Genomic DNA, 20672 nt, shown 5'->3' on the forward strand with positions numbered 1-20672 from the left:
TTCCGGCTCACGGTGCGACCGGCTGCATCTCGGCCCAGTTCGGGCCTGCTTTGGCCTCGGCAACCAGCGGTACCGACAGCGGGAACGCCGCCTCCATCACGGCCCGGACCTGTTCCGCGACCCGCACCGAGACGGCCTCGGGCACCTCAAACAGCAGCTCGTCGTGAATCTGCAGGGTCATGCGCGCGCCGGGGAACGCCGGCAACACCTGCCTGACGATCTCCAGCATCGCGAGCTTGATGATGTCGGCGCTGGATCCCTGGATCGGCGTGTTGATCGCCACCCGCTCCGCGGCCTCGCGCACCGCGCGGTTGCGGCTCTGCAGGTCGGGCAGGTAGCGGCGACGGTTCAGCACCGTCGTAACGAAACCGTCCCGGCGGGCTTCCTCCACTATGCGCAGCATGTACTCCCGCACCCTGGGGAACCGGGCGTAGTAGAGGCCAATGAAGCTGCGTGCCTCCTCGCGGGGGATGCCGAGCTGGCCGGCCAGGCCGTGCTCGCTCATGCCGTAGGCGACCCCGAATACGATGGCCTTGGCCCGGCGCCGCAGCTCGGGGGTCACCGCGCCGCTCGCGACACCGAAGACCTCAGCCGCCGTGACGGCGTGGATGTCCTCGCCCCGCTCGAAGGCATCCACCAGGCCTGGATCGCGGGTGATGTGCGCCAGCACCCGCAGATCAATCTGCGAGTAGTCTGCGCTGAGGAGCTGCGACCCGGACGGCGCGATGATCGCGCGGCGGATCCTGCGGCCCTCTTCGGTGCGGATCGGCAGGTTCTGCAGATTGGGCTGCTCGGTGATCACGCGGCCCGTGGCGGCCAGCGTCTGGTTGAACGTGGTGTGCACCCGTCCGGTCCTGGGGTCGGCCAGGCGGGGCAGAACGTCCACGTACGTGGACTTCAGCTTGCTCAGCTCGCGGTGCGTCACGATCTTGGCCACAACCTCGTGCCGTGGCGCCAGACTCTCCAGCACCTCGGCGTCGGTCGAGTAGCCGGTCTTGGTCCGCTTCAGCGGCGGAAGTTGGAGCTTCTCGAAGAGCACAAACGCAAGTTGCTTGGGGGAGCCAAGGTTGAACTCGGTGCCTGCCTGGGCGTAGATCTCGGCGGCCAACGCGTTCAGCCGCGAGGACAGCTCCTCGCCGAGCGCGGCCAGGTATGGGAGGTCCGTGGCAACGCCATCCGTCTCCATCGCCGCCAGCACCCCGGCCAGGGGGATCTCGACGTCGCTGAACAGTCCCTCCACGCCCTGCTCGCGCATGCGCTCATCGAGCACCGGGCGCAGCCGCAGCAGGGCGGCCGCAGCCGCAGCAACCGAAGCACCTGCACTGGGATCGAGGACCAGGTCGGAGCCGGCGTCGAGATCAGGCTCCGGCAGATCCTCCCCGAGGAACTCGCGGGCGGCCGTGGCCAGCGTGTGCGTGCGCCTGCCCGGGTTGATCAGGTACGACGCGATCCCAACGTCGAAGTCGAAGCCGGCAGGGGTCACGCCCTCCCGTCCGAGAGCGAGCAGGTCGGCCTTCAGGTCGGCGCTCACCTTGCGGATCGCGGGATCCTCCAGCACGGCACGGATGGGTGAGGGAATTCCTCCGTCCAGCGGCAGCCAGGCCGCCTGACCCTCGGCCGCTATGCCCACCGCGCGCAGACGGGCTGTCAGCGGGTGGCCGCTCTCCCGCAGAAACGCCACGCCGATCTCTTCGGCGGCGCGCGCCCACGCCGCGATCCCCTCGGGAGTCGCCGCCTGCACCGTGACCCGCATGGCTCTGGAAGTGGAGACAGCGGCCGCTGCCGCAGGAACCACCCCTGCTGTGGGCGCGGGCTCTTCGTGCGCTGCGCGGGGGCGCAGCCGTTGGAGGAATCCCCGAAACTCCAGGTCCTGAAACAGCGCCTCGAGGCGGCCGCTGTCCGGTTCGCTGCGGCGGAGCGTTTCCAGATCAACCTCGACGGGCGCGTCGGTTACGATCGTCGCCAGTTGCTTGCTCAGCACCACCTGGTCTCTTGCGCCCTCCAGGACCGCACGGATCTTGGGCGGCGCCTCACTGAGGCGGTCGAGCAGCGCCTCTACGCTGCCGAACTGCTGGATCAGCGCGCTCGCGGTCTTCTCGCCGATGCCGGGTACGCTCGGGATGTTGTCGCTGGGGTCGCCCCGCAGGCTCTTGTAGTCCGGAAGCTGTGCTGGACCGAACCCGAAACGCTCCCGCACCTTCTGCTCGTCGTATACAACCGCCTCGGAGGCACCCCGGCCGGTGACCATAACACGGGTGCGATTGTCCACAAGCTGCAGGGTGTCGAGGTCTCCGCTGACAACCAGCACCTCCATGCCCTCGGCCTCGGCGCGCCGTGCGATCGTGGCAATGACGTCCTCGGCCTCAAAGCCCTCGGCTTCGACGACCGGGATCCGCAGCACTTCGAGTACCTGCTTGCTCAACCCGATCTGCGGCCGCAGGTCGTCGGGCATGGCCTCCCGGTGTGCTTTGTACTCGGCGTACTGCTCGTGACGGAAGGTCGGACCCGGCCGGTCGAAGGCAGCGGCGATGTAGTCCGGGCGTTCCTCTTCGAGGACCTTCAAGACCATGGCCGTCAGGCCATAGACCGCGTTGGTCGGCCGGCCGTCCCTGGTGGTCAGGTAGGGCAGCGCGAAGAAGGCGCGGTAGATGAGGCCGTTGCTGTCCAGGAGTATGAGTTTGCCGGGCATGGACATCACCGCGCGTAGTATAGCAGGCGGCTACGGGCATCGCTGAGCAGTCGGGAAGGCGGCGACGAACTCCGGACCGTGGTGGAAGAAGTACTCGGCCTCGTAGAAGGCGCGGACCATCTGGTGGGCCAGGCGGCCACGCCACCTGTCAACAGCCTCCGCAAAGCCGGGACGCAGGGCGGCGTCCCCGTAATGGTAGGCGACAACCCAGTAGAAGGCCCGAGGCGGTTCCATCTCGATCCGCAGGTCGGGCACGCCGTTGTCGTCAAGGTCCACGTGAAGAGTGAACAGCCTCGTCTTCACCCGGTCGAGCGGTGTGTGCCCGATGAGGACCAGCGACGCCCGGCCACGGCCCGTCCAGTCCATCGCAAGCGTGTCGACCTGCTCGTGACCTCCGCCGGGACCGGCTGCCTCGCTGCTGCGACGCCCGACGACAGCGTACCATCGCGCAGCCGCCCGGACGCCTATAAGGTCTGCCTGCCCCTCGCAGACCCCACCGCCGTCGGCGTCGAAGCGGAGATGATCGTCGGCCTGCTGCACCAGGCGGGCGGCCCGCAGGCGTTCCGGGAGGAAGGGCGCGTACTCGAAGGCGGCCTGGGAGGCGGTCAGGCGCTGGATTTCCGTGGGGCCGAGCGTCGTCCACCGGAGGTCGCCGTGGGCCCACGCGGCCGGTGCGCGGGTTACGAGGACCAGAAGGAGAGCAATGAAAGCGAATGCGTGATCAGGAGCGGCCTTCATCCGGCACGACAGCAGCCCAGAGCGGAAGCAGTACCCAGACACCGGACGCTGAATGGGCGGTTCCCCCTTGTGCCCGAGGAGGCCGTACAGCGCTGGATGTTCTACCCTACCTCAGGAAGTCCTACCCGCCCGGCGAGAACCGCGGCGCAGCAGCCACCACGCCAGCGCAACGAGCAGCGCCACGGGCAGCGCCGCCGCCGCGAGCGCCGCCAGCCATTCGACGGCGCCCAGCATCTGCCGGATGGTGTTGGTGAACGCGGTCTTGACGCGCTCCAGCGTCCGCGTGAAGTCCCAGAACCCGCCCGAGCCCTTCTTCGGCTTCTGACTCACCTCGGCCTGCACCGTGGCCAAATCCACCTTGTTGGCCAGGAAGCGCAGGCGGCCGGTCAGGCGCTCGATCTCGCCGCGTACCCGTGCCACCTCGCCCTCGATGGCCAGCAGGTCGGGGATCCTGGTGGCGCGGTCCATGAGCGCCAGCAGCCGCGCTTCCTGGCGCGTCAGGTTGCGCACGCGGGCCTCCAGGTCAATGAACTCCTCGGTCACGTCCTGGCCGCTGATCTGCCGGCGCTGCACGGTGCCCAACTTCTCTACCTGCGCCACGACCTCGCTGAATCGGGCTGCCGGCACGCGCAGGACGAACGTGCCGCGGGGCACGCCGTCTTCCTCCGAGAACGAGGAGTCGGCCACGAAGCCGCCTGCGCCTTCCGCGATGGCAAAGAGGCGGCTGGCGGCCGCGTCGAACCGCTCGACCTCGATTGACATCTGGCCGGTCCGGATCACCCGGCGCAGGAAGGCCGCCTCGCCGGGTGCGGCAGCCGGTGGAACCGCCTGCGCTGTCGTGCGCGCTGCCTCGTCAACCTTCGAGACGTCCAGCGCAAGCGCCGGCATCTTGACCCGCGCGACGCGACCGGGCGGCGCTGCATCGCGCAGCAGGTTGACCGCGAAGACCCCCACCATGACCACGGCCGCTGCCGCGGTGACGGTCCCCCAGGACCACCGGATCCTCGACCCGGACCCGCTCCTCCACGACAGCGCCGCGCGCAGGCGCGTCCACGGTGAGTGCTGCGTTGCCTGGGCGAGCCGCTCGATCCGGCGGCGCACATCGGCGGCAAATCCCTCGGGTGCCTGCATCGGTTCCACCTCCTGGAGCAGGGTGACGGTCGTGCGCAGTTGCGCCAGTTCCTCGCGGCAGGAGGAGCAGCCCTCAAGGTGCGCCTCCACCTGCGCTGCCTCATGGTCCGGCAGCGCGCCGTCAAGAAACGTCGCGAGCCGGGTGCGTGCTTCCTCGTGGGTCATCGGCCCCTCACCCTTCGGCACTGACAAGATCCGTCAACTGCGCGCGCATGGCCTCACGGCCCCGGGCCAGGCGCGACCGCACCGTCCCCAACGGAACTTGAAGGACGCGTGCGATCTCGTCGTAGGCCAACCCCTGCAGGTCGCGCAGCACGACGGCGGTGCGGTACTCCACCGGCAAGCGGCCCAGCGCTGCGTGCACTCGCCGGGTGACCTCCCGGCGGTTCGCCGCGGCTTCTGGATCGTCGATCGCCCGGAACTCGGCGCTCAGTTCCACCGCCGGATGCGCCGGCCGCCTGCGCACGAGGTCGAGCGCTGCGTTCGTGGCGATGCGGTACAACCAGGTCGAGAACGCGGCGTCCTCGCGATACCGGGGCAGGGCCTGGTAGGCGCGCACGAAAGCATCCTGCGCGGCGTCGGAGGCATCCTCGCGGTTCCCGGTGATCCGGTAGGCCAGGTTGTAGACCCGATCCTGGTGGAGACGAACCAGCAGATCGAACGCTTCGATCTCGCCGGCGCGGGAGCGGTGGATCAGGTCACGTTCATCAGGGGTCACTCAGGTCTCCTCGCCTGCATCCTGTCAACCGTTAGACGGGACCGCGAGGAAAAGGTTCCCGGCCGCGGGGGGGAGGGGGCCTTGTTGGTGCCGGGGGCGGGACTTGAACCCGCAAGGGGTTTCCCCCAACGGCTTTTGAGGCCGTCGTGTCTGCCTGTTTCACCACCCCGGCTCGCACCAACCGCCCAACGACCAACAGGAATAATAGCACGTCGGTCTGGCCGCGTTCAATTCGGCGAACGCTTGAATGGGTAAGCCGCCCCCCTGCCCTGCTACTCCGTTGGCCTGGAATGCTCGAACTTGGGAGCGCCCCTGTACGCGGGCACGTTGAGTTCGCCCTGCCGGCTGATCGTAATACCCAACCCCAGGGCCCGCAGGCCTTCCAGCAGCCCTCCGCGGATGTTGAGAGCACCCTCCAGCGTGGCCGGGTCGCCCAGCGCCACGACCGTGAACGGGCCCGTGAGCCGTGCCAAGTCTACCACCACGGTCCCCCCGACCTGGCCGAAGCCGGTGGTGGCTATTACCCGCTGATCGTTCACGGCAACGGCCTCCGCGCCGGCTGCCCACAGCTCGTTGATGACGCTCACCAGATCCTGGTAGGTCACAACAACCGGGCTGCTGCCCGCCGGGTTGCTCTTGGCGTCCTCAAGGCGCACGACGATCCCCGGGCCTTTCATCGGCTTCAGCCCTGCGAGCACGCGGAGGCTCTCCAGTTCCTTGCTCATCGCCGCCGCCAGGGTGCGGCCCTCTACGGTGGCCTGCTCGTACTCTGCAAGTCGCCGCTGCATCTCACCAACCTTGCGCTCCAGCGCCACCCGCACCTCGCGCTCCTGCCGCAGCAGCGTCGCCAGAGCGTACACGTTGCGGGTGGGCACCTCCGGCTGCGCGCTCAGGTACCGGCTTGCCCTGAACTGGACCACAAACAGGAACCCGATTCCCAGCAGCACCGCCGCCGCAACAACCTGCGGACCGCTGACACGCCCGAAGGGTCGCGCTCTCATGGCTGAACTCCTCCTGTGCCGTTGGCGCGGCTGCCTGTCTCGGATGCGGACCGCGCCGGAATCCATGACGCGGTCTTCGGGCCCAGCAGCCCCTCGACGGCCTCGACGACCTCGGCGCCTGCCACCACGCTGATACCGCGAGCCTGCATCCGCACCTGCCTGCCCTCCGAGACCACCGTCAACAGCACCGGGCGGTCACCGCCATGGCGCGCGAGCAGGTCCCGCAGGCGGCGCATCCCCTCCTCCCCGTGCCGGTCGGCGTCCACGAGGACGTGCAGCACCGCCTCGCCCTGAGGACCTGGCCCTGACGGACCGGCCACGAGCGCAGATACCGCGTCGGCCAGCACCTTCACCTGCTGCTCGGACGAATCCAGGCGCCCGCGCACAACCACGATCGCGTCACGGCGAATCTCCGCGTGGCTCTGTTCGTACGTCTTGGGGAACACGATCACCTCGGCGCTGCCGGTGGCGTCCTCCAGCGTCAGGAAGGCCATCGCGGCGCCGTTCTTCGTCGTGGTGCGCTTCAGTGCCGTTATCAGCCCTCCGATGACGACGTCGCTCCGATCACGTAGTTCCGGCAGTTGGGCGACCGTTGCGGTCACGCGCGCGGCCAGCGCGTCGCGGACGTGCGTCAGGGGATGGTCCGAGACGTACATGCCGAGCATGTCGCGCTCCATCGCCAGGAGCTCGGCCTTGGAGAATTCCTCGACCCCGGCCTGTTGCGCTACGACCGGAGATAGCGGCGCGACTTCGCCCGCGTCGAAAAGCCCGGTCTGTGCCCCTGCCCGTGCCTGGCGCTGGCCGCCGGCCAGGACGGCTTCGGCCTGCCGCAGCATCGTGGCGCGAGTACGGCCCAGCGAGTCGAGGGCACCGGCCTTCACCAGGCTTTCCAGCACCCGCCGGTTCACGACGCGACCGTCCACGCGCATCACCAAATCTTCGAGGGACGAAAACGGACCCCCCTGCGTGCGCGCCCTCACGATGGCCTCCACCGCGCCGCCGCCGACGTTCTTGATGGCGGCCAGGCCGAACCGGATAGCGTTGCCGGCCACGGTGAAGGTGTCCGCCGACGCGTTCACGTCCGGGGGTAGCACGCGGATGCCCATGCGTTCGCACTCGGAGACCGCGGCCGCGACCTTGGCCATCCAGTCCTGTCCCTGCGCTTCGGTGGTCAGCACCGCGGCCATGTACTCGGCGGGGAAGTTGGACTTGAGGTACGCGGTCTGGTAGGCAATCAACCCGTAGCACGCCGCGTGCGCCCGGTTGAAGCCGTAACGCGCGAACGGCTCGAACTGCTCCCATATCTGATCTATCTTCCGCTTGGACACGCCGCGCTTGCGGGCACCTGCAATGAACTGCTCCCGCTGGGCCTCCAGCTTGTCCTTGATCTTCTTGCGTATCGCGTAGCACAGGACGTCTGCCTCGGCCAGGGTGTAGCCGGCCACCGCCTGGCAGACCGCCATCACGTCTTCCTGGTAGACCATCACGCCGTAGGTCTCACCCAGCACCGCCTCCAGCGAGGGATGCAGGTAGGAAATCGGCTCCTGCCCGTGCTTGCGGCGTATGTAGGACGGGATGTTGGCCATCGGCCCGGGCCGGAACAGGGCCACCATCGCCATGATGTCCTCTATCCGGGTGGGCCTCAGCTCCTTCAGGTGACGGGTCATGCCCGCGCCTTCGAGTTGGAAGATGCCCACGGTCTCGCCGCGCGACAGCAGATCGAAGGTGGCCCGATCGTCAAGGGGGATGGCCTTGAGGTCAATCCGAACCCCACGCACCGCTTCGATGATCTTGAGGGCCCGGTCCAGGATCGTCAGGTAGGAAAGGCCCAGGAAGTCCATCTTGAGGAGCCCGATCTGATCAACTGCCCCCATGTCGTATTGGGTCATCACCAGATCGCCCTTGGTGGCGCGCTGGAGCGGCACGAGATCAATCAGCGGGTCGCGCGATATGATTACGCCCGCAGCATGGGTGCTGGCGTGGCGCGCTACGCCCTCCAGCTTCTGAGCCAGCCCGATCAGGCGGCCGACCGCGGGCGTCTCCTCGGAAGAGCGGCGCAGCTCGGGGTCGGCCCGCAGGGCCTCGTCGAGGGCCGCGTTGAAGGGTATTAGTTTAGCGATCCGATCCACATCCGAGTAGGGCAGCCCCATGACCCGGCCTATGTCCCGGACCGCCTGGCGGGCACCCATGGTCCCGAAGGTAATGATCTGCGCCACGTGGTCGGCGCCGTACTTTTCAATCACGTACCGTATGACCTCGTCGCGCCGGCTGTCCATGAAATCCACGTCAATATCCGGCATCGTGTACCGCTCGAGGTTGAGGAACCTCTCGAACGGAAGCCGGTAGTGAAGCGGGTCCACATCTATGACGCCCAGCGTGTAGAGCACGAGGCTACCTGCGGCCGATCCGCGGACGGTGGTCAGGATGCCCCGGCGCCGCGCAAACGAGACGAAATCCCAGACAATAAGGAAGTAAGCGGCGTAGCCCATCAGCGCGATCACGCGCAGCTCCTCGTCGAGGCGTGAGCGCTGCGCCTGGGTGGGTCGGCCGTACAGGCGATGGAGGCCCTCCTCGCAGAGCCGCCGCAGGTAGGCGTCGGGCGTCTCGCCTTCCGGCACCGGGAAGTGCGGGAGCTTGAGCTTGCCCAACTCCAGCTCCAGCCCAACGCGGCCGGCGATCTCCAGCGGCGCACGCAACGCCTGGCCCAGTCCCGGGAACCGCGCCGCCATCTCCTCGGCGCTCTTCAGGTAGAACTCGGGGGTATCGCCCATCCTGGGCTTGTCCGTGGCTGAGAGCGCCACGTTCATCTGGATGCACATCAGCGCGTCCTGGGCATCGGCCTCGTCGCGGCGCACGTAGTGGACGTCGTTCGTCGCGACTAGCGGCAGGTCCAGTTCCGCGGCCAGGCGGAGCATGCCCCGGATGTTGACCTGCTGCTCCGGGAGACCGTGGTCCTGCACCTCCAGGTAGTAGTTGCCCGGACCCAGGATCTCGCGGTAGGCAGCGGCCGCCTCGCGGGCCGCGGCGTAGTCGTCGCGAACTAGCGCGCGCGAAACCTCGCTCTGCAGGCAACCCGACAGCCCCACCAGCCCTCGGCTGTGTCGGGCCAGGAGTTCGCGATCGATGCGCGGCTTGTAGTAGAAGCCGTCCAGGTGCGCAACGGTGGTCAGACGCAGTAGGTTGCGATAGCCCTCGAGGTCGGTCGCCAGCAGGACCATGTGGTAGGGGGTTGAGTCGAGCCTGGGGTCGCGGTCACTGTGGCGGCGGGGAGCCACGTACGCTTCGACGCCCAGGATCGGGGTGAGGCCGTGATGGCGCGCCCGAAGATAGAACTCCACCGCGCCGTACATGGTCCCGTGATCGGTGATCGCGATCGCCGGCATCCCCATCCCGGAGGCAGCGCGCATCAACTGGTCTATGCGGGCGGCACCGTCCAGCAGGGAGAACTCGGTGTGCAGATGGCAGTGGACAAAGGGATCGGACATGGGCTCACGGGCATTGTAGCACAGGCTCAGGCGGCGGAGGTGTCGCTGGCAGAGGTGCCGTTGACAGAGGTGTCGCGCTTCAGGAGTGCTGCGCCCGGCCTCGACGCAGCGTCACAACGACGTGCACGTGGCCGGTCTGCGGCAGCACGTCCACCGGCTCCACGGCAACGGTCTGATACCCGACCCGCCCCCAGCGGACGAGATCACCCGCGCATGTTGCCAGCGATCGCGCCAGGTACACCACCCGAGGAACGCGCGCTGAAGCCACACTCTGGACCGTCGCGTCGTCGAGGCCGGGGCCCCGGGCGGTCACGACCACGGCGTCCGGGCGGCCGCGGGTGGCCATCTTCGCCAGGACCCGGAGCGGGTTGCGGGCGTAGAACACAGCGTTGGCGATGCCGTTCCACTCGGCCGCCTTCCAGGCGTCGGTCATCGCCTGGCGGTTGGGGATCACACCGGTCACCTGGGCGGCGTCTCGAGCGAGCGCCAGCGCCAGCAGCGGCGTCGCGGCAGTTAGGTCGAGCGCGGTCTCGTTGGCGCGGAGCGCCGCGGCCTGCCGGACGGCCTCAATCAGCAGGGGCAGGGCGCTTGGGTTGGGAGGTATCTCCGTGGCCGGCCGCAGCACCACCCGAAGCCCTGCAACCTCCTCGACGATGCTGTCGCGACCCCAGAGCAGGCGCAGCCGGGGTCCCAGCAGTTCTGGGGCCGGTCCTGGCTGGACCGTGCTCAGGATGCCGACAAGCCCGCTCACCCGGCCAGCGATGGCGTGCACAAGCGGCGCCGCATCCCGGAGGGGCCTCGCGATAGATAGCGTCAGCAACGCCTCCCCGGTGGCAAATGACGCCAGTCCCAGCACGCCCCTCGCGAGGCCGGTGCCGCTCGTCCGGTCGTGGATCGGCAACCGGAGAGCGCGCACCGCGCCGCGGACGGCATGCAGGATCGCCTCGTTCGCAGGGTGTTGCACAGGACACTGGGAGATGTCTATCACCCGGTCCGAGGCGATGGCGCGGTAGCCGACGACCACGGTTCCCTCTCTCTCGGCGAACGCCGCGCGGAGGGTGCTGCGATACGCCCAGGCATCTCCCCCGACGGTCTCGCGCACGACGTCGCGGTGGATGCCGGCGTGCTCCTTCAGGAAGTCCTTCACGAGCGTGGTCTTGAGGCGGCGCTGCGCCTCGGGCAGCAGGTGCTGCCACTGGCATCCACCACACCGGCCGAAGTGGGGGCACCGGGCCACCACGGTGCTGGCCGACTTGCGCAGCAGCGCCACCAGGCGGCCCTGGGCGCGGCGGCCGCCCCTGGTCACCTCGACCACGGCCTCCTCGCCGGGCACGCCGAACGGCACCGCAAGCAGGACAGGCCCCAGGCGCGCTACGGCCACGCCGTCCGGGCCCATTGCTGATAGGCGGACCGTCAACCGCTCGCCGACGTGCAACGTGCCCAGGCCGCCACGCCGGGGATGCCGCGTGGGTGGCCCTGCCCTGGGAACAAGGCGGGCGGTGCGCGGCATCAGGACAGCCGCTCCCGTAGCAGGCGGTTGGCCACCTCCGGGTTGGCGCGGCCGCCGGTGGCACGCATCACCTGTCCCACCAGGAACGGCAGCGCGCGCACCTTGCCTGCGCGGATCTCGGCCGCGGGTCCGGGGTGACCGGCTATGACCTGGTCCACGACTTCGCGCAGCGTGGCCTCGTCGCTGATCTGCCGCAGGCCCCGGGCCTCCACGACGGCTTCGGGCTCCTGATCGCGGGCGATAATCTCCACCAGGATGTCCTTCGCGGTCCGGCCGCTAACGGTTCCCTCCTCCACGAGCCGGAGCAGGGCCGACAGACGCGCTGGGGTGAGCGCGATTTGGTCAATCTCCACGCCGTGCTCGTTCAGGTAGGCAGCCACCGCGCCGGACAGCCAGTTGGCTACCACCTTGGGCGGCGGCCCCAGGGCCACCGTCTCCTCGAAGAACCTGGCCATCGCCGGCGTAGCCGTGATCAGGTCGGCGTCGTAGGGCGGCAGTCCGAAGTTGGCGATCAGCCGATCGCGGCGCGCCGCGGGCAGTTCAGGGAGCGCCTCGCGGATGGCCGCCACCCACGCCCCGTCCACGTCCAGGGGAACGAGGTCGGGCTCCGGGAAGTACCTGTAGTCCTCGGCCTCCTCCTTCGATCGCGAGGCGAACGTGACGCTGCGCCGCTCGTCCCAGTGCCGCGTCTCCTGCACAACGGTCTCCCCTCGGGCGAGCACCTCGCGCTGCCGGACGGCCTCGAACGCGAGCGCCCGCTCCACTGCGCGGACCGAGTTCATGTTCTTCACCTCGGTGCGCACTCCTGGCGGGCCGCCTGGGAACTGGAGTGACAGGTTCGCATCGCAGCGCAGCGTCCCTTCCTCCATCCGGCAGCTGCTCACCTCAGCGAACTGAAGCAGGCGGCGAAGCGCGTTCAGGAACTCGCGGGCCTCGCCCGGAGAGCGGAGGTCGGGCTCGGTCACGATCTCCATCAGCGGCACGCCCGACCGGTTGTAGTCCACAAGACTGGGCGAGGCGCCTCCGGTGCTAGGGGGGTGGACGAGGCGCGCGGTGTCTTCTTCCAGGTGGACGCGGCGGATGGCAACACGCCGCGGCCGGCCGCCGGATGGAATCTCCAGCGAGCCACCGGTCGCCAGCGGAGGGTGATCGGCGTACTGGTACTGCGATATCTGGTAGTTCTTCGCCAGATCGGGATAGTAGTAGTTCTTCCGGTGGAACCGGCTGCTGGAGTGCACCTGACAACCCAGCGCCACCGCCGCGCGCAGCCCCAGCTCCACCGCCTTCCGGTTGAGCACGGGCAGTGATCCCGGCAGGCCAAGGCACACCGGACAGACGAGCGTGTTGGGAGGCGCGCCGAACTCCGTCGCGCACCCGCAGAACATCTTGGACGCTGTCAGGAGCTGGACGTGGATCTCGAGCCCTATGACAACCTCGCGGGTTCCGTCGCCGGTGCCGGTCGGATCCGTGGGCTCAGGCCTATCCATGGCTCAGGCCTCCGGCGCGTGCCGCAGGTGCCAGGAAGTCGCCTGCTGGTAGGCGTATCCTGCCTGCAGCAGCGTCGCCTCGTCGAACGCCCGACCCACGAGCTGCATCCCTATCGGCAGGCCGGCGCTGAACCCGCACGGCAGCGCCAGACCGGGCAGGCCGGCCAGGTTCACAGGAATCGTGAAGATGTCCGACATGTACATTCGCAGCGGGTCGTCCACGCGCTCTCCGATGGCGAAGGGAAGGGTCGGAGAGGTCGGCATCACCACGATGTCCACCCGCTCGAACGCGCGATCGAAGTCGCGCGCCACCAGGGTGCGAACCTTCTGGGCCTTGATGTAGAACGCCTCGTAGTAGCCGGCGGAAAGCGCGTAGGTCCCCAACATGATCCTGCGCTTGACCTCGGCGCCGAACCCTCTCTGCCGGGTCCGCGTGACCATCTCAAAGAGATCATCCGAGCCATCCCGCATCCCGTACCTGACCCCATCGTACCGTGCCAGGTTCGAGGATGCCTCGGCCGGCGCGATCAGGTAGTACGTTGGAAGCGCGGCGTCCAGCGTGGGGAGCGCGATCTCCTCGACCCGGAAGCCCAGGTTGTCGAAGGTGTCCAGCGCGGCCCTGACCGCCTCCGCCACGCCGGCGTCCACCCCGGAGCCGAATGCCTCAGCCGGCACGCCCAGGCGGACCCCCTGCCGCGGTTGGTCGGTCGTGCCCAGGAAGTCGGGCACAGGGACGTCGGCCGAGGTGGAGTCGCGAGGATCGGCTCCGGCTATGACGTTCAGAAGCAGGGCGCAGTCGGCCACATCCCTTGCGAACGGCCCGATCTGATCCAGGGAGGAGGCAAACGCCACAAGCCCGTACCTCGAGACCCGGCCGTAGGTGGGCTTCAGGCCGACCACCCCGCAGAAGCCGGCGGGCTGCCGGATCGAGCCGCCGGTGTCGGAGCCCAACGCCAGGGGCACGTATCCCGCGGCCAACGCGGCAGCCGAGCCGCCGCTGGAACCTCCGGGAACGCGACTGAGATCCCAGGGGTTGCGGGTGGGCCCGAACGCGGAGTTCTCAGTGGAAGACCCCATTGCGAACTCGTCCAGGTTGGTCTTGCCGATGATTACCGCGCCGGCTTGGCGCAGCCGGGCAATCGCCGTTGCGTCGTAGGGGGGGAGCCAGCCCTCGAGGATCCGCGATCCGCATGTGGTCGGGGTGCCCCGCGTGCACATGTTGTCCTTCACCGCAACCGGAATCCCGGCGAGTGGGGGCAGCACTTCGCCGGCCGCGCTCTGCCGGGCACGGGCATATCGGCCGTCCCACTCGGCCGCCTCCTTGCGGGCGCGCTCGGCGTCAACGTGGAGAAAGGCGTGAAGCTTTGGATCGCGCAGCGCGATACTTTCGAGCGCCGCGGCGATGACCTCTGAGGGCCGCAGCGTTCCTGCGGCATAGGCGGCCCGTAGGGCCCGTGCGGACTCCCAGGAGGGCTCTGCCATCCCGGCCCCCTACTCCGGCTCGAGCACCCGCGGGACCCGGAAGAACCCCTGCTCGTGCGCCGGGGCCTCTGCCAGGACCTCGTCGCGCGAGAGGCACGGGGATGGCAGGTCCTCTCGGAGGACGTTGACTATCGGGAGCACGTGCGATGTCGCGGGAATGCCATCTATCGAGACGGCGTCCAGTCGCGCGCAGTACTCGAGGATGCGGCCGAGTTGCCCGGCGAACCTCTCGTGTTCCTCGTCGGTCAGCGCCAGGCGGGCCAGGCGCGCCACGTGCTCAACGGTTGCCCGCTCGATCGCCATCCGCCACCTCCCGGGATCAGTTCGAACCGCGCAGCCGCGGATCCAGTATATCCCGGAAGGCGTCTCCCAGCAGGTTCCATCCGAGCGTGAACAGGAACAGCGCGGCGCCGGGGAAGACCACGGTGTACCAGAACTGGAAGGCGTTGCCGGCGGCACCCAGAATCCAGCTCCGCGAGAGACTGATGATCTGCCCCCAGTCCGAGTAGCCGACCGGCGCGCCCAGCCCCAGGAAACTCAGCGCCGCCGCCGCCACCACGATGCTCCCCATGTCCAGCGTGGAGACAACGAGCACCGGGTAGATGCTGTTGGGCAGCACGTGCCTGGCAATGACCTTGAGGTCGCTCGCGCCCAGCGCCCTGGCCGCTTCTATGAAGTCGCGCTCGCGGACCGAGAGGACCTCCCCCCGCAGTAGCCGGGCGTATCCGGGCCAGCTTACCAGCGCCAGGGCGAACATCACCTTCTCCAGCCCCGGTCCGAGAATCGCGACGACGACCACGGCCAGGATGAGGCCTGGAAACGCCAAGAAGACGTCCACGATGCGCATCATGATCTCGTCGAGACGGCCGCCGTAGTATCCCGAGATGCCACCCAGCACGATGCCGATGGTGACAGCGGTGGCCACGACCGCCAGCCCCACGCGAAACGCGGTGCGCGCGCCCCATACGAGCCCGTAGAAGATGTCGAACGCCTGCTCGGTCGTGCCGAGCGGATGGCCGGGCCGTGGTGGCCGCGGATCAGGGCTGTAGCCCTCGTGGGGCATCATGTAGGGATCTCGTGCCCCCTCCTTCGGGGGGGCGATGACCGGTGCCAGCACCGCGGTAAGCACGAAGGCCACAATGATGGCCAGCCCCAGCATGGACAGTGGATTGCGCCGGAGCCTGCGCCAGGCCATCTGCCAGGAACTCAGCGTCCTGGGATGGGCGGGCTGCCCTGCCGCGGCTTCGTGGAGGGCCCCCTGAGTCGTCATCGCAGCCGGATGCGGGGATCTATCAACGCGTAGAGGATGTCGGCTGTCAGGTTGCCCATCACCAGCAGCAGCGCATTGAACAGGGCAAAACCGGCGACCGCGGCCGCATCGAGCTGGATCGCGGCGTTCACGCCCCAGAGCCCAATCCCGGGATAGCCGTAGACCGTCTCCGTGATTGCCACGCCGTTGAGGAGCCCCACGAACAGCAGGGCGGACAGCGTCACGACCGGAATCATGGCGTTCTTGCGCGCGTGCTTGTTGACCACGACCCCGCTGTCCAAACCCTTTGCCCGCGCGGTTCGCACGTAGTCCTGGCGCAGCGTCTCCAGCATCGAGGACCGGGTCACGCGCACGAGCGTCGCACAGCTAACCAGGCTCAGGGTCAACACCGGCAGCGCAAGGTGGCGCAGCGCGTCCACGAAGATCCAGAGCTGGCCATTCAGCAGGGCATCCACGGTCATCAGCCGCGTATAGGGGCGGAACTGCTGGGAGAGCACGTACATGTTGGGCTCCAGCGAGAGGCGCCCTGGAGGGAAGATCTGCCAGGCACCGTAGAACACCATCAAGAGCAGGAGGCCCCACACGAAGGTAGGCATAGAGGTCCCGCTGATAGCGAAGAAACGGGAGAAGTGATCCACAAGGCGGTCGCGGTGCACCGCCGAAAGCGTCCCCAACCATATCCCAACAACAATGATGGGTACGACCGCGAAGATTGTCAGCTCCAGGGTCGCCGGGAAGAAGGTGGCGATCGCCTTCGCAACCGGCATCTTGGCGGTCTCCGACCACCCCAGGTCGCCCCGCACCACGCGGCCCAGCCAGCCCACGTACTGGCTGTGGAACGGCTTGTCCAGACCGTGCATGCGGATGATGCTGTCCACGGCGCGGAGCTGGCGCGGGTCGGTCACGTACAGCGCGGCCCGCATCTGCGGGGAGAGCATCTGTAGCAGCCCGAATATCAGGAGGGTTACCCCAAAGGCAACAAGGGGCAACAGGATCAACCGCCGGACGACGAATGCCGTCATGGGAGTCCCGTAGTGGGGATCGGGAGGAAGTATCCCCCCGATCCCCGCTTGGGCTTGGCTATCCCTTGAAGATCGTGTAGTAGTACGTCCCCGGGAACACCGGGTTGTTGTACCATCCCCTCACCCAGGAGCGCTGCACTCGGAACACTACCTGGTTCACCGGCGAGACCGACGGCGCCAGCTCGAAGAACTTCTGGTTGATCTGGTAGTACAGCGCCTGGCGCTTGTCCCGGTTGGTCTCCTTGATCGCCTGCATGATGAGCCGGTCCAGCTCCTCGTTCTTGAACCGCTGGGCCTGGGGGAACGTGCCGTCGCTGTGCAGGAAGTGGAAGGCGAAGTTGTGGGGGTCCGGGTAGTCGGCGACCCAGCCCACCCAGAAGACGGGCAGCTTGCCGTCGTTCATCGCCGCCAGATAGGAAGCCCAAGTGATGCCCCGGACATCCAGCCGGAACTTGGGGTTCAAAGCCTCAACGCCGTCCTTCAGGATCCGCGCGCCGACCTCGCGGACGACGTTGCCGGTGTTGTACAACACGGTCGCCCTGAACCCGCGCTCCCACACCTGGCCTCCCCACGCCTCCCTGAACTCGGCGATGGCCTTCTCGCGGCTGAAGGAGAAGTACTCCCTCTTCGCGTCGAAGCCCAGCATGCCCGGTGGTATCACGCCTTTGGGCAGTGTGCCCTGATTGCGGAAGGCGTCCTGCAAGAACGTGGCATAGTCGAAGGCATAGGCGAACCCGCGCCGGACCCGGATGTCCGAGAAGAAGTTGGCGGGGATACCGGCACCGTCCAGCCGTCCGCTGCCCACGTCGGGATTGCCTCGGGTGTCAATGTCGACCGTGAAGAAGAACGCGTCGGTGCGCAACCACGGCAGGTTGTCAATGATCCGGATGTTCGGGTCTCCCTCTACCTGCGGCTGCTCACGCCGCGTGATCGCGATGCTGTCGGCATCGCCGGCCTTGAGCATGAGGATGCGGGTAGCGGTCTCGTCAATGCTGCGAAACACGACCCGGCTCAACCTGGCCGGCGTGCGCCAGTATCCGTCGTTGCGTACGAGGATTACCTGCTTGCCGGCCCGATCCCACCGCTCGAGCTTGAACGGCCCGGTGCCGTTGGCCTTCTCGAAGAAGGCGCTGGACTCTTTCTTGAGGTTGTTGTAGCGGGCCATCGTCGCGGCGGTCCCGTCCCAGTCCCCGTTGGCCGCGGCCCACTTCTTGGACACCACGCTGGACCACAGCGCCATGATGCTCAGGAAGGGGCCGAAGGGCTCCTTCAGCGTGACAACCACGCTGTTGCCCTTGACCTGCACCGCGCGCTCCAGGTCCGAGAACTTCAGCACAAGGTTGCCCTTGTCGTCGCGGGTCTTGGTCATGCCCAGGATCGGCTCCAGGAGCAGGGAAGTAGGGCCACCGTCACGGTCAATGAGCAGGAACCGCCGCAGCGAGTAGGCGGCATCCTCTGCGGTCATCGGCGTCCCGTCGTGGAACTTCACGCCCTCCCGGATCGGAAACGTGTAGGTCTTGCCATCAGCCGAGACCAGCCCGTTCTGCACGCTGGGCACGGTCGTGGCAATACGGGGGACGAAGCGATCGGTGCGGCCGCCGTCGTAGAAGATCAGCGGCTCGTAGACGTTGAAGATTATCGTGTGGCTCGAAGTGTCGTAGGCCCACGCGTAGTCGAAGGTGTCCCAGTCACCGAAGCTGACCTGGATGAAGGTGTCCGGATTCTTCACAGCCTGCCCCGTGGCGGTACCTGTCAGTCCCGCGAGGGACAGCGACAGCGTCAACGCGAGCAGGATAAGCCCCTGCCTCCGCACTAGTCTCATCTGTCACCCTCCTGTCAGTCTGTCTCTTCGGTCTGTCTCTTCAGTCTGTCTCTCTCGTACCAGGCCCGAAAGTTACTCGCCCGCCCTCAGCCGTCCTGGCGCGCTGGCGGGCGGGCGTAATGCGGTACGTAGCGATCGGCTATTACGCTGGCGCCTTGAGCACGGCCGCCTTGCTGCGCTGGTGCTTGAACGGCTGAACCGGACATGCCACATAGTGCCCATCCGCCACGTCCACCATTGGTGGTTCGTTCACACGACAGGACTCAACGGCATAGAGACACCGGGTGTGGAAGCGGCAGCCCTTGGGAGGATTGGAGGGGCTGGGCACGTCGCCTGGCAGGATGATCCGCTCGCGGCGCATCCCCGGGTCGGGAATCGGCACGGCCGACAGCAGCGCCTCGGTGTAGGGGTGCTGCGGATTGGCGAAGAGCTCTTCGACCGGGCACACCTCCACTATCTTGCCCAGGTACATCACCGCGACCCGATCGCTTATGTGCTTGACCACCGAGAGGTCGTGCGCGATGAACAGGTAGGTCAGCCCGAACTCCTTCTGCAGCTCCTCCAGGAGGTTCAGGACCTGCGCCTGGATCGAGACGTCCAGCGCGGAGACCGGCTCGTCGCAGATGATGAGCTTGGGATTGACCGCCAGGGCCCGGGCGATGCCAATCCGCTGCCGCTGCCCGCCGCTGAACTCGTGCGGGTAGCGGTTGGCGTGGTAGGGCGAGAGGCCGACCACCTCGAGCAGTTCCTGAACCCGGCGCACCTTGTCTTTGCCCCGCGCCAGGTTGTGGATCTCGAGCGGCTCGCCGACGATGTCACCGACGGTCATGCGGGGGTTGAGCGACGAGTACGGGTCCTGGAAGATGATCTGCAGGTCACGCCGCATCCGGCGCAGCTCTTCCTTGCCGAGAGAGAAGATGCTCCGCCCTTCGAACACCGCCTCTCCGGCGGTGGGCTCCATGAGCCGCAGTATGACGCGGCCGGTTGTCGTCTTGCCGCATCCGGACTCGCCCACCAGCCCGAGCGTCTCGCCGGTCTTGATGAAGAACGACACGTCGTCCACGGCCTTTACGGCCCCGACCTGCTTCTGGAAGATGAACCCTTTGGTAATGGGGAAGTACTTGCGGAGGTTGCGCACCTCCAGGATGACCTCGCCCGCTGTCCCAGTAATCACATCCTACCTCCTACGCTCTCCGCGTCGAGGCCAACAGTCCCGCCGCCTCGGCCGCCCGCTTCTCTTCCCCGGTCGCGTGGTCGGTGTACAGATAGCACTTCGCGTAGTGCCCGGCCTGGATGTCCACGTCCGGCGGGTCCTCCTGGACGCAGATCTCCATGGCAAACGGGCAGCGCGGGGCGAAGGGACAGCCCGGGGGAAGGTCAATCAGACTTGGGGGCTGGCCCTCGATGGGAATCAGCCGCTCCCTGCGCTCGTGCAGCTTCGGGATCGAGTGCAGCAGGCCCCAGGTGTAGGGGTGCTTCGGGTCCCGGAAGACGCGCTTCACGTCGGTGTGCTCCACCGGCTTGCCGGCGTACATCACCACCACGTTGTCGGTCATCTCGGCCACCACGCCCAGGTTGTGGGTGATGACGATCACCGACATGTGGAACTCCTGCTGGAGCTCGCGGATCAGGTCCAGGATCTGGGCCTGGATCGTCACGTCCAGCGCGGTGGTGGGCTCGTCGGCGATCAGGATCGAGGGATTGCACGACAGCGCCATGGCGATCATCACGCGCTGCCGCATGCCGCCGCTGAACTGGTGCGGGTAGTCCTTGACGCGCTCCCTGGCCAGCGGGATCTTGACCCGCTCGAGCATCTCCGCGGCACGATCCCAGGCGGTCTTCTTGTCGAGCTTCTGGTGAAGGATGACCGCCTCGGCGATCTGCTCGCCTATGGTCAACACCGGGTTGAGAGACGTCATGGGCTCCTGGAAGATCATGGCGATCCGGTTGCCCCGGATGTGACGCATCTCCTCGTCGGACAGCGTCAGCAGGTTACGGCCTTCAAACCAGATCTCGCCCTCTACTATCTTGCCCGGAGGTGTGGGGATGAGCCGCATGACCGACAGCGCGTGCACGCTCTTGCCGCATCCCGACTCGCCCACGATCCCCAGCGTCTCGCCCTTCGCCAGGTCGTAGGTGAGCCCGTCCACGGCCCGCACCACGCCCTCGTCGGTGTGAAAGTAGGTCTTCAAGTTCCTAACAGAAAGCAGCGGCTCTGCCACGCGCCTCACCTCTCAGTAATCTTCCCGAATCTTCTCCGCGGGACGGGTGTTTCCTCCTCCGGGCTCCGCAGACCTTGTGCTTCCTCCTGCAGGCT

15 protein-coding genes and 1 tRNA gene are annotated in these 20672 nt (G+C 67.5%); all 16 read right to left on the reverse strand.

Translation table 11 applies throughout. The features are described 5' to 3' along the window. Positions 1-7 precede the first annotated feature (7 nt). Complete coding sequence (polA, locus tag FJX73_02355) at positions 8-2695, reverse strand: DNA polymerase I (GenBank protein ID MBM3469619.1); 2688 nt, start codon at positions 2693-2695, stop codon at positions 8-10. A gap of 24 nt (positions 2696-2719) precedes the next feature. Next, complete coding sequence (locus FJX73_02360) at positions 2720-3469, reverse strand: hypothetical protein (protein MBM3469620.1); 750 nt, start codon at positions 3467-3469, stop codon at positions 2720-2722. A 69-nt stretch (positions 3470-3538) separates the two neighbouring features. Continuing rightward, complete coding sequence (locus tag FJX73_02365; GenBank protein ID MBM3469621.1) at positions 3539-4723, reverse strand: DUF4349 domain-containing protein; 1185 nt, start codon at positions 4721-4723, stop codon at positions 3539-3541. A 7-nt stretch (positions 4724-4730) separates the two neighbouring features. Beyond that, positions 4731-5276, reverse strand: a complete 546-nt coding sequence (locus tag FJX73_02370) for a sigma-70 family RNA polymerase sigma factor (protein ID MBM3469622.1) — start codon at positions 5274-5276, stop codon at positions 4731-4733. Between the two features lie 85 nt (positions 5277-5361). Next, positions 5362-5448, reverse strand: a tRNA-Leu gene (locus tag FJX73_02375). Between the two features lie 100 nt (positions 5449-5548). Further along, positions 5549-6343 (reverse strand): DUF881 domain-containing protein, encoded by a 795-nt coding sequence (locus FJX73_02380; protein MBM3469623.1) that lies wholly within the window; start codon positions 6341-6343, stop codon positions 5549-5551. Continuing rightward, the gene (locus FJX73_02385; GenBank protein ID MBM3469624.1) at positions 6274-9762 is read right to left on the reverse strand and encodes a DNA polymerase III subunit alpha; all 3489 of its coding nucleotides are present in this window, start codon (positions 9760-9762) and stop codon (positions 6274-6276) included. The genes FJX73_02380 and FJX73_02385 overlap by 70 nt, the downstream gene beginning before the upstream one ends. Positions 9763-9841: 79 nt before the next feature. Next, positions 9842-11272: a 23S rRNA (uracil(1939)-C(5))-methyltransferase RlmD gene (gene rlmD / locus FJX73_02390; protein ID MBM3469625.1), complete on the reverse strand. Its 1431-nt coding sequence runs from the start codon at positions 11270-11272 to the stop codon at positions 9842-9844. Then, complete coding sequence (gene gatB, locus FJX73_02395; GenBank protein MBM3469626.1) at positions 11272-12759, reverse strand: Asp-tRNA(Asn)/Glu-tRNA(Gln) amidotransferase subunit GatB; 1488 nt, start codon at positions 12757-12759, stop codon at positions 11272-11274. Before gatB ends, rlmD begins: the two co-directional genes overlap by 1 nt. Positions 12760-12762: 3 nt before the next feature. After that, complete coding sequence (gene gatA, locus FJX73_02400; protein MBM3469627.1) at positions 12763-14241, reverse strand: Asp-tRNA(Asn)/Glu-tRNA(Gln) amidotransferase subunit GatA; 1479 nt, start codon at positions 14239-14241, stop codon at positions 12763-12765. 9 nt (positions 14242-14250) lie between these two features. Beyond that, the gene (gatC, locus tag FJX73_02405; protein MBM3469628.1) at positions 14251-14544 is read right to left on the reverse strand and encodes an Asp-tRNA(Asn)/Glu-tRNA(Gln) amidotransferase subunit GatC; all 294 of its coding nucleotides are present in this window, start codon (positions 14542-14544) and stop codon (positions 14251-14253) included. Positions 14545-14560: 16 nt separating this feature from the next. Next, the gene (locus FJX73_02410) at positions 14561-15436 is read right to left on the reverse strand and encodes an ABC transporter permease (GenBank protein MBM3469629.1); all 876 of its coding nucleotides are present in this window, start codon (positions 15434-15436) and stop codon (positions 14561-14563) included. A 71-nt stretch (positions 15437-15507) separates the two neighbouring features. Continuing rightward, positions 15508-16533 (reverse strand): ABC transporter permease, encoded by a 1026-nt coding sequence (locus tag FJX73_02415; GenBank protein ID MBM3469630.1) that lies wholly within the window; start codon positions 16531-16533, stop codon positions 15508-15510. A gap of 58 nt (positions 16534-16591) precedes the next feature. After that, a complete protein-coding gene (locus tag FJX73_02420; protein MBM3469631.1) occupies positions 16592-18355 on the reverse strand; it encodes an ABC transporter substrate-binding protein in 1764 nt (587 codons plus the stop codon). Positions 18356-18497: 142 nt separating this feature from the next. Further along, a complete protein-coding gene (locus FJX73_02425; GenBank protein ID MBM3469632.1) occupies positions 18498-19526 on the reverse strand; it encodes a dipeptide ABC transporter ATP-binding protein in 1029 nt (342 codons plus the stop codon). A gap of 13 nt (positions 19527-19539) precedes the next feature. Then, positions 19540-20577: an ABC transporter ATP-binding protein gene (locus FJX73_02430; GenBank protein ID MBM3469633.1), complete on the reverse strand. Its 1038-nt coding sequence runs from the start codon at positions 20575-20577 to the stop codon at positions 19540-19542. Positions 20578-20672 lie beyond the last annotated feature (95 nt).

It is taken from the genome of Armatimonadota bacterium (genome assembly GCA_016869025.1).
GTDB lineage: Bacteria > Sysuimicrobiota > Sysuimicrobiia > Sysuimicrobiales > Humicultoraceae > VGFA01.

Coding starts and splice junctions, on each gene's coding strand:
- polA (MBM3469619.1), bottom strand. CDS start 2,695: ATGTCCATGCCCGGCAAACTCATACTCCTGGACAGCAACGGCCTCATC.
- FJX73_02415 (MBM3469630.1), bottom strand. CDS start 16,533: ATGACGGCATTCGTCGTCCGGCGGTTGATCCTGTTGCCCCTTGTTGCC.
- FJX73_02420 (MBM3469631.1), bottom strand. CDS start 18,355: ATGAGACTAGTGCGGAGGCAGGGGCTTATCCTGCTCGCGTTGACGCTG.
- FJX73_02410 (MBM3469629.1), bottom strand. CDS start 15,436: ATGGCCTGGCGCAGGCTCCGGCGCAATCCACTGTCCATGCTGGGGCTG.
- gatA (MBM3469627.1), bottom strand. CDS start 14,241: ATGGCAGAGCCCTCCTGGGAGTCCGCACGGGCCCTACGGGCCGCCTAT.
- gatB (MBM3469626.1), bottom strand. CDS start 12,759: ATGGATAGGCCTGAGCCCACGGATCCGACCGGCACCGGCGACGGAACC.
- FJX73_02385 (MBM3469624.1), bottom strand. CDS start 9,762: ATGTCCGATCCCTTTGTCCACTGCCATCTGCACACCGAGTTCTCCCTG.
- FJX73_02365 (MBM3469621.1), bottom strand. CDS start 4,723: ATGACCCACGAGGAAGCACGCACCCGGCTCGCGACGTTTCTTGACGGC.
- FJX73_02380 (MBM3469623.1), bottom strand. CDS start 6,343: ATGGATTCCGGCGCGGTCCGCATCCGAGACAGGCAGCCGCGCCAACGG.
- rlmD (MBM3469625.1), bottom strand. CDS start 11,272: ATGCCGCGCACCGCCCGCCTTGTTCCCAGGGCAGGGCCACCCACGCGG.
- gatC (MBM3469628.1), bottom strand. CDS start 14,544: ATGGCGATCGAGCGGGCAACCGTTGAGCACGTGGCGCGCCTGGCCCGC.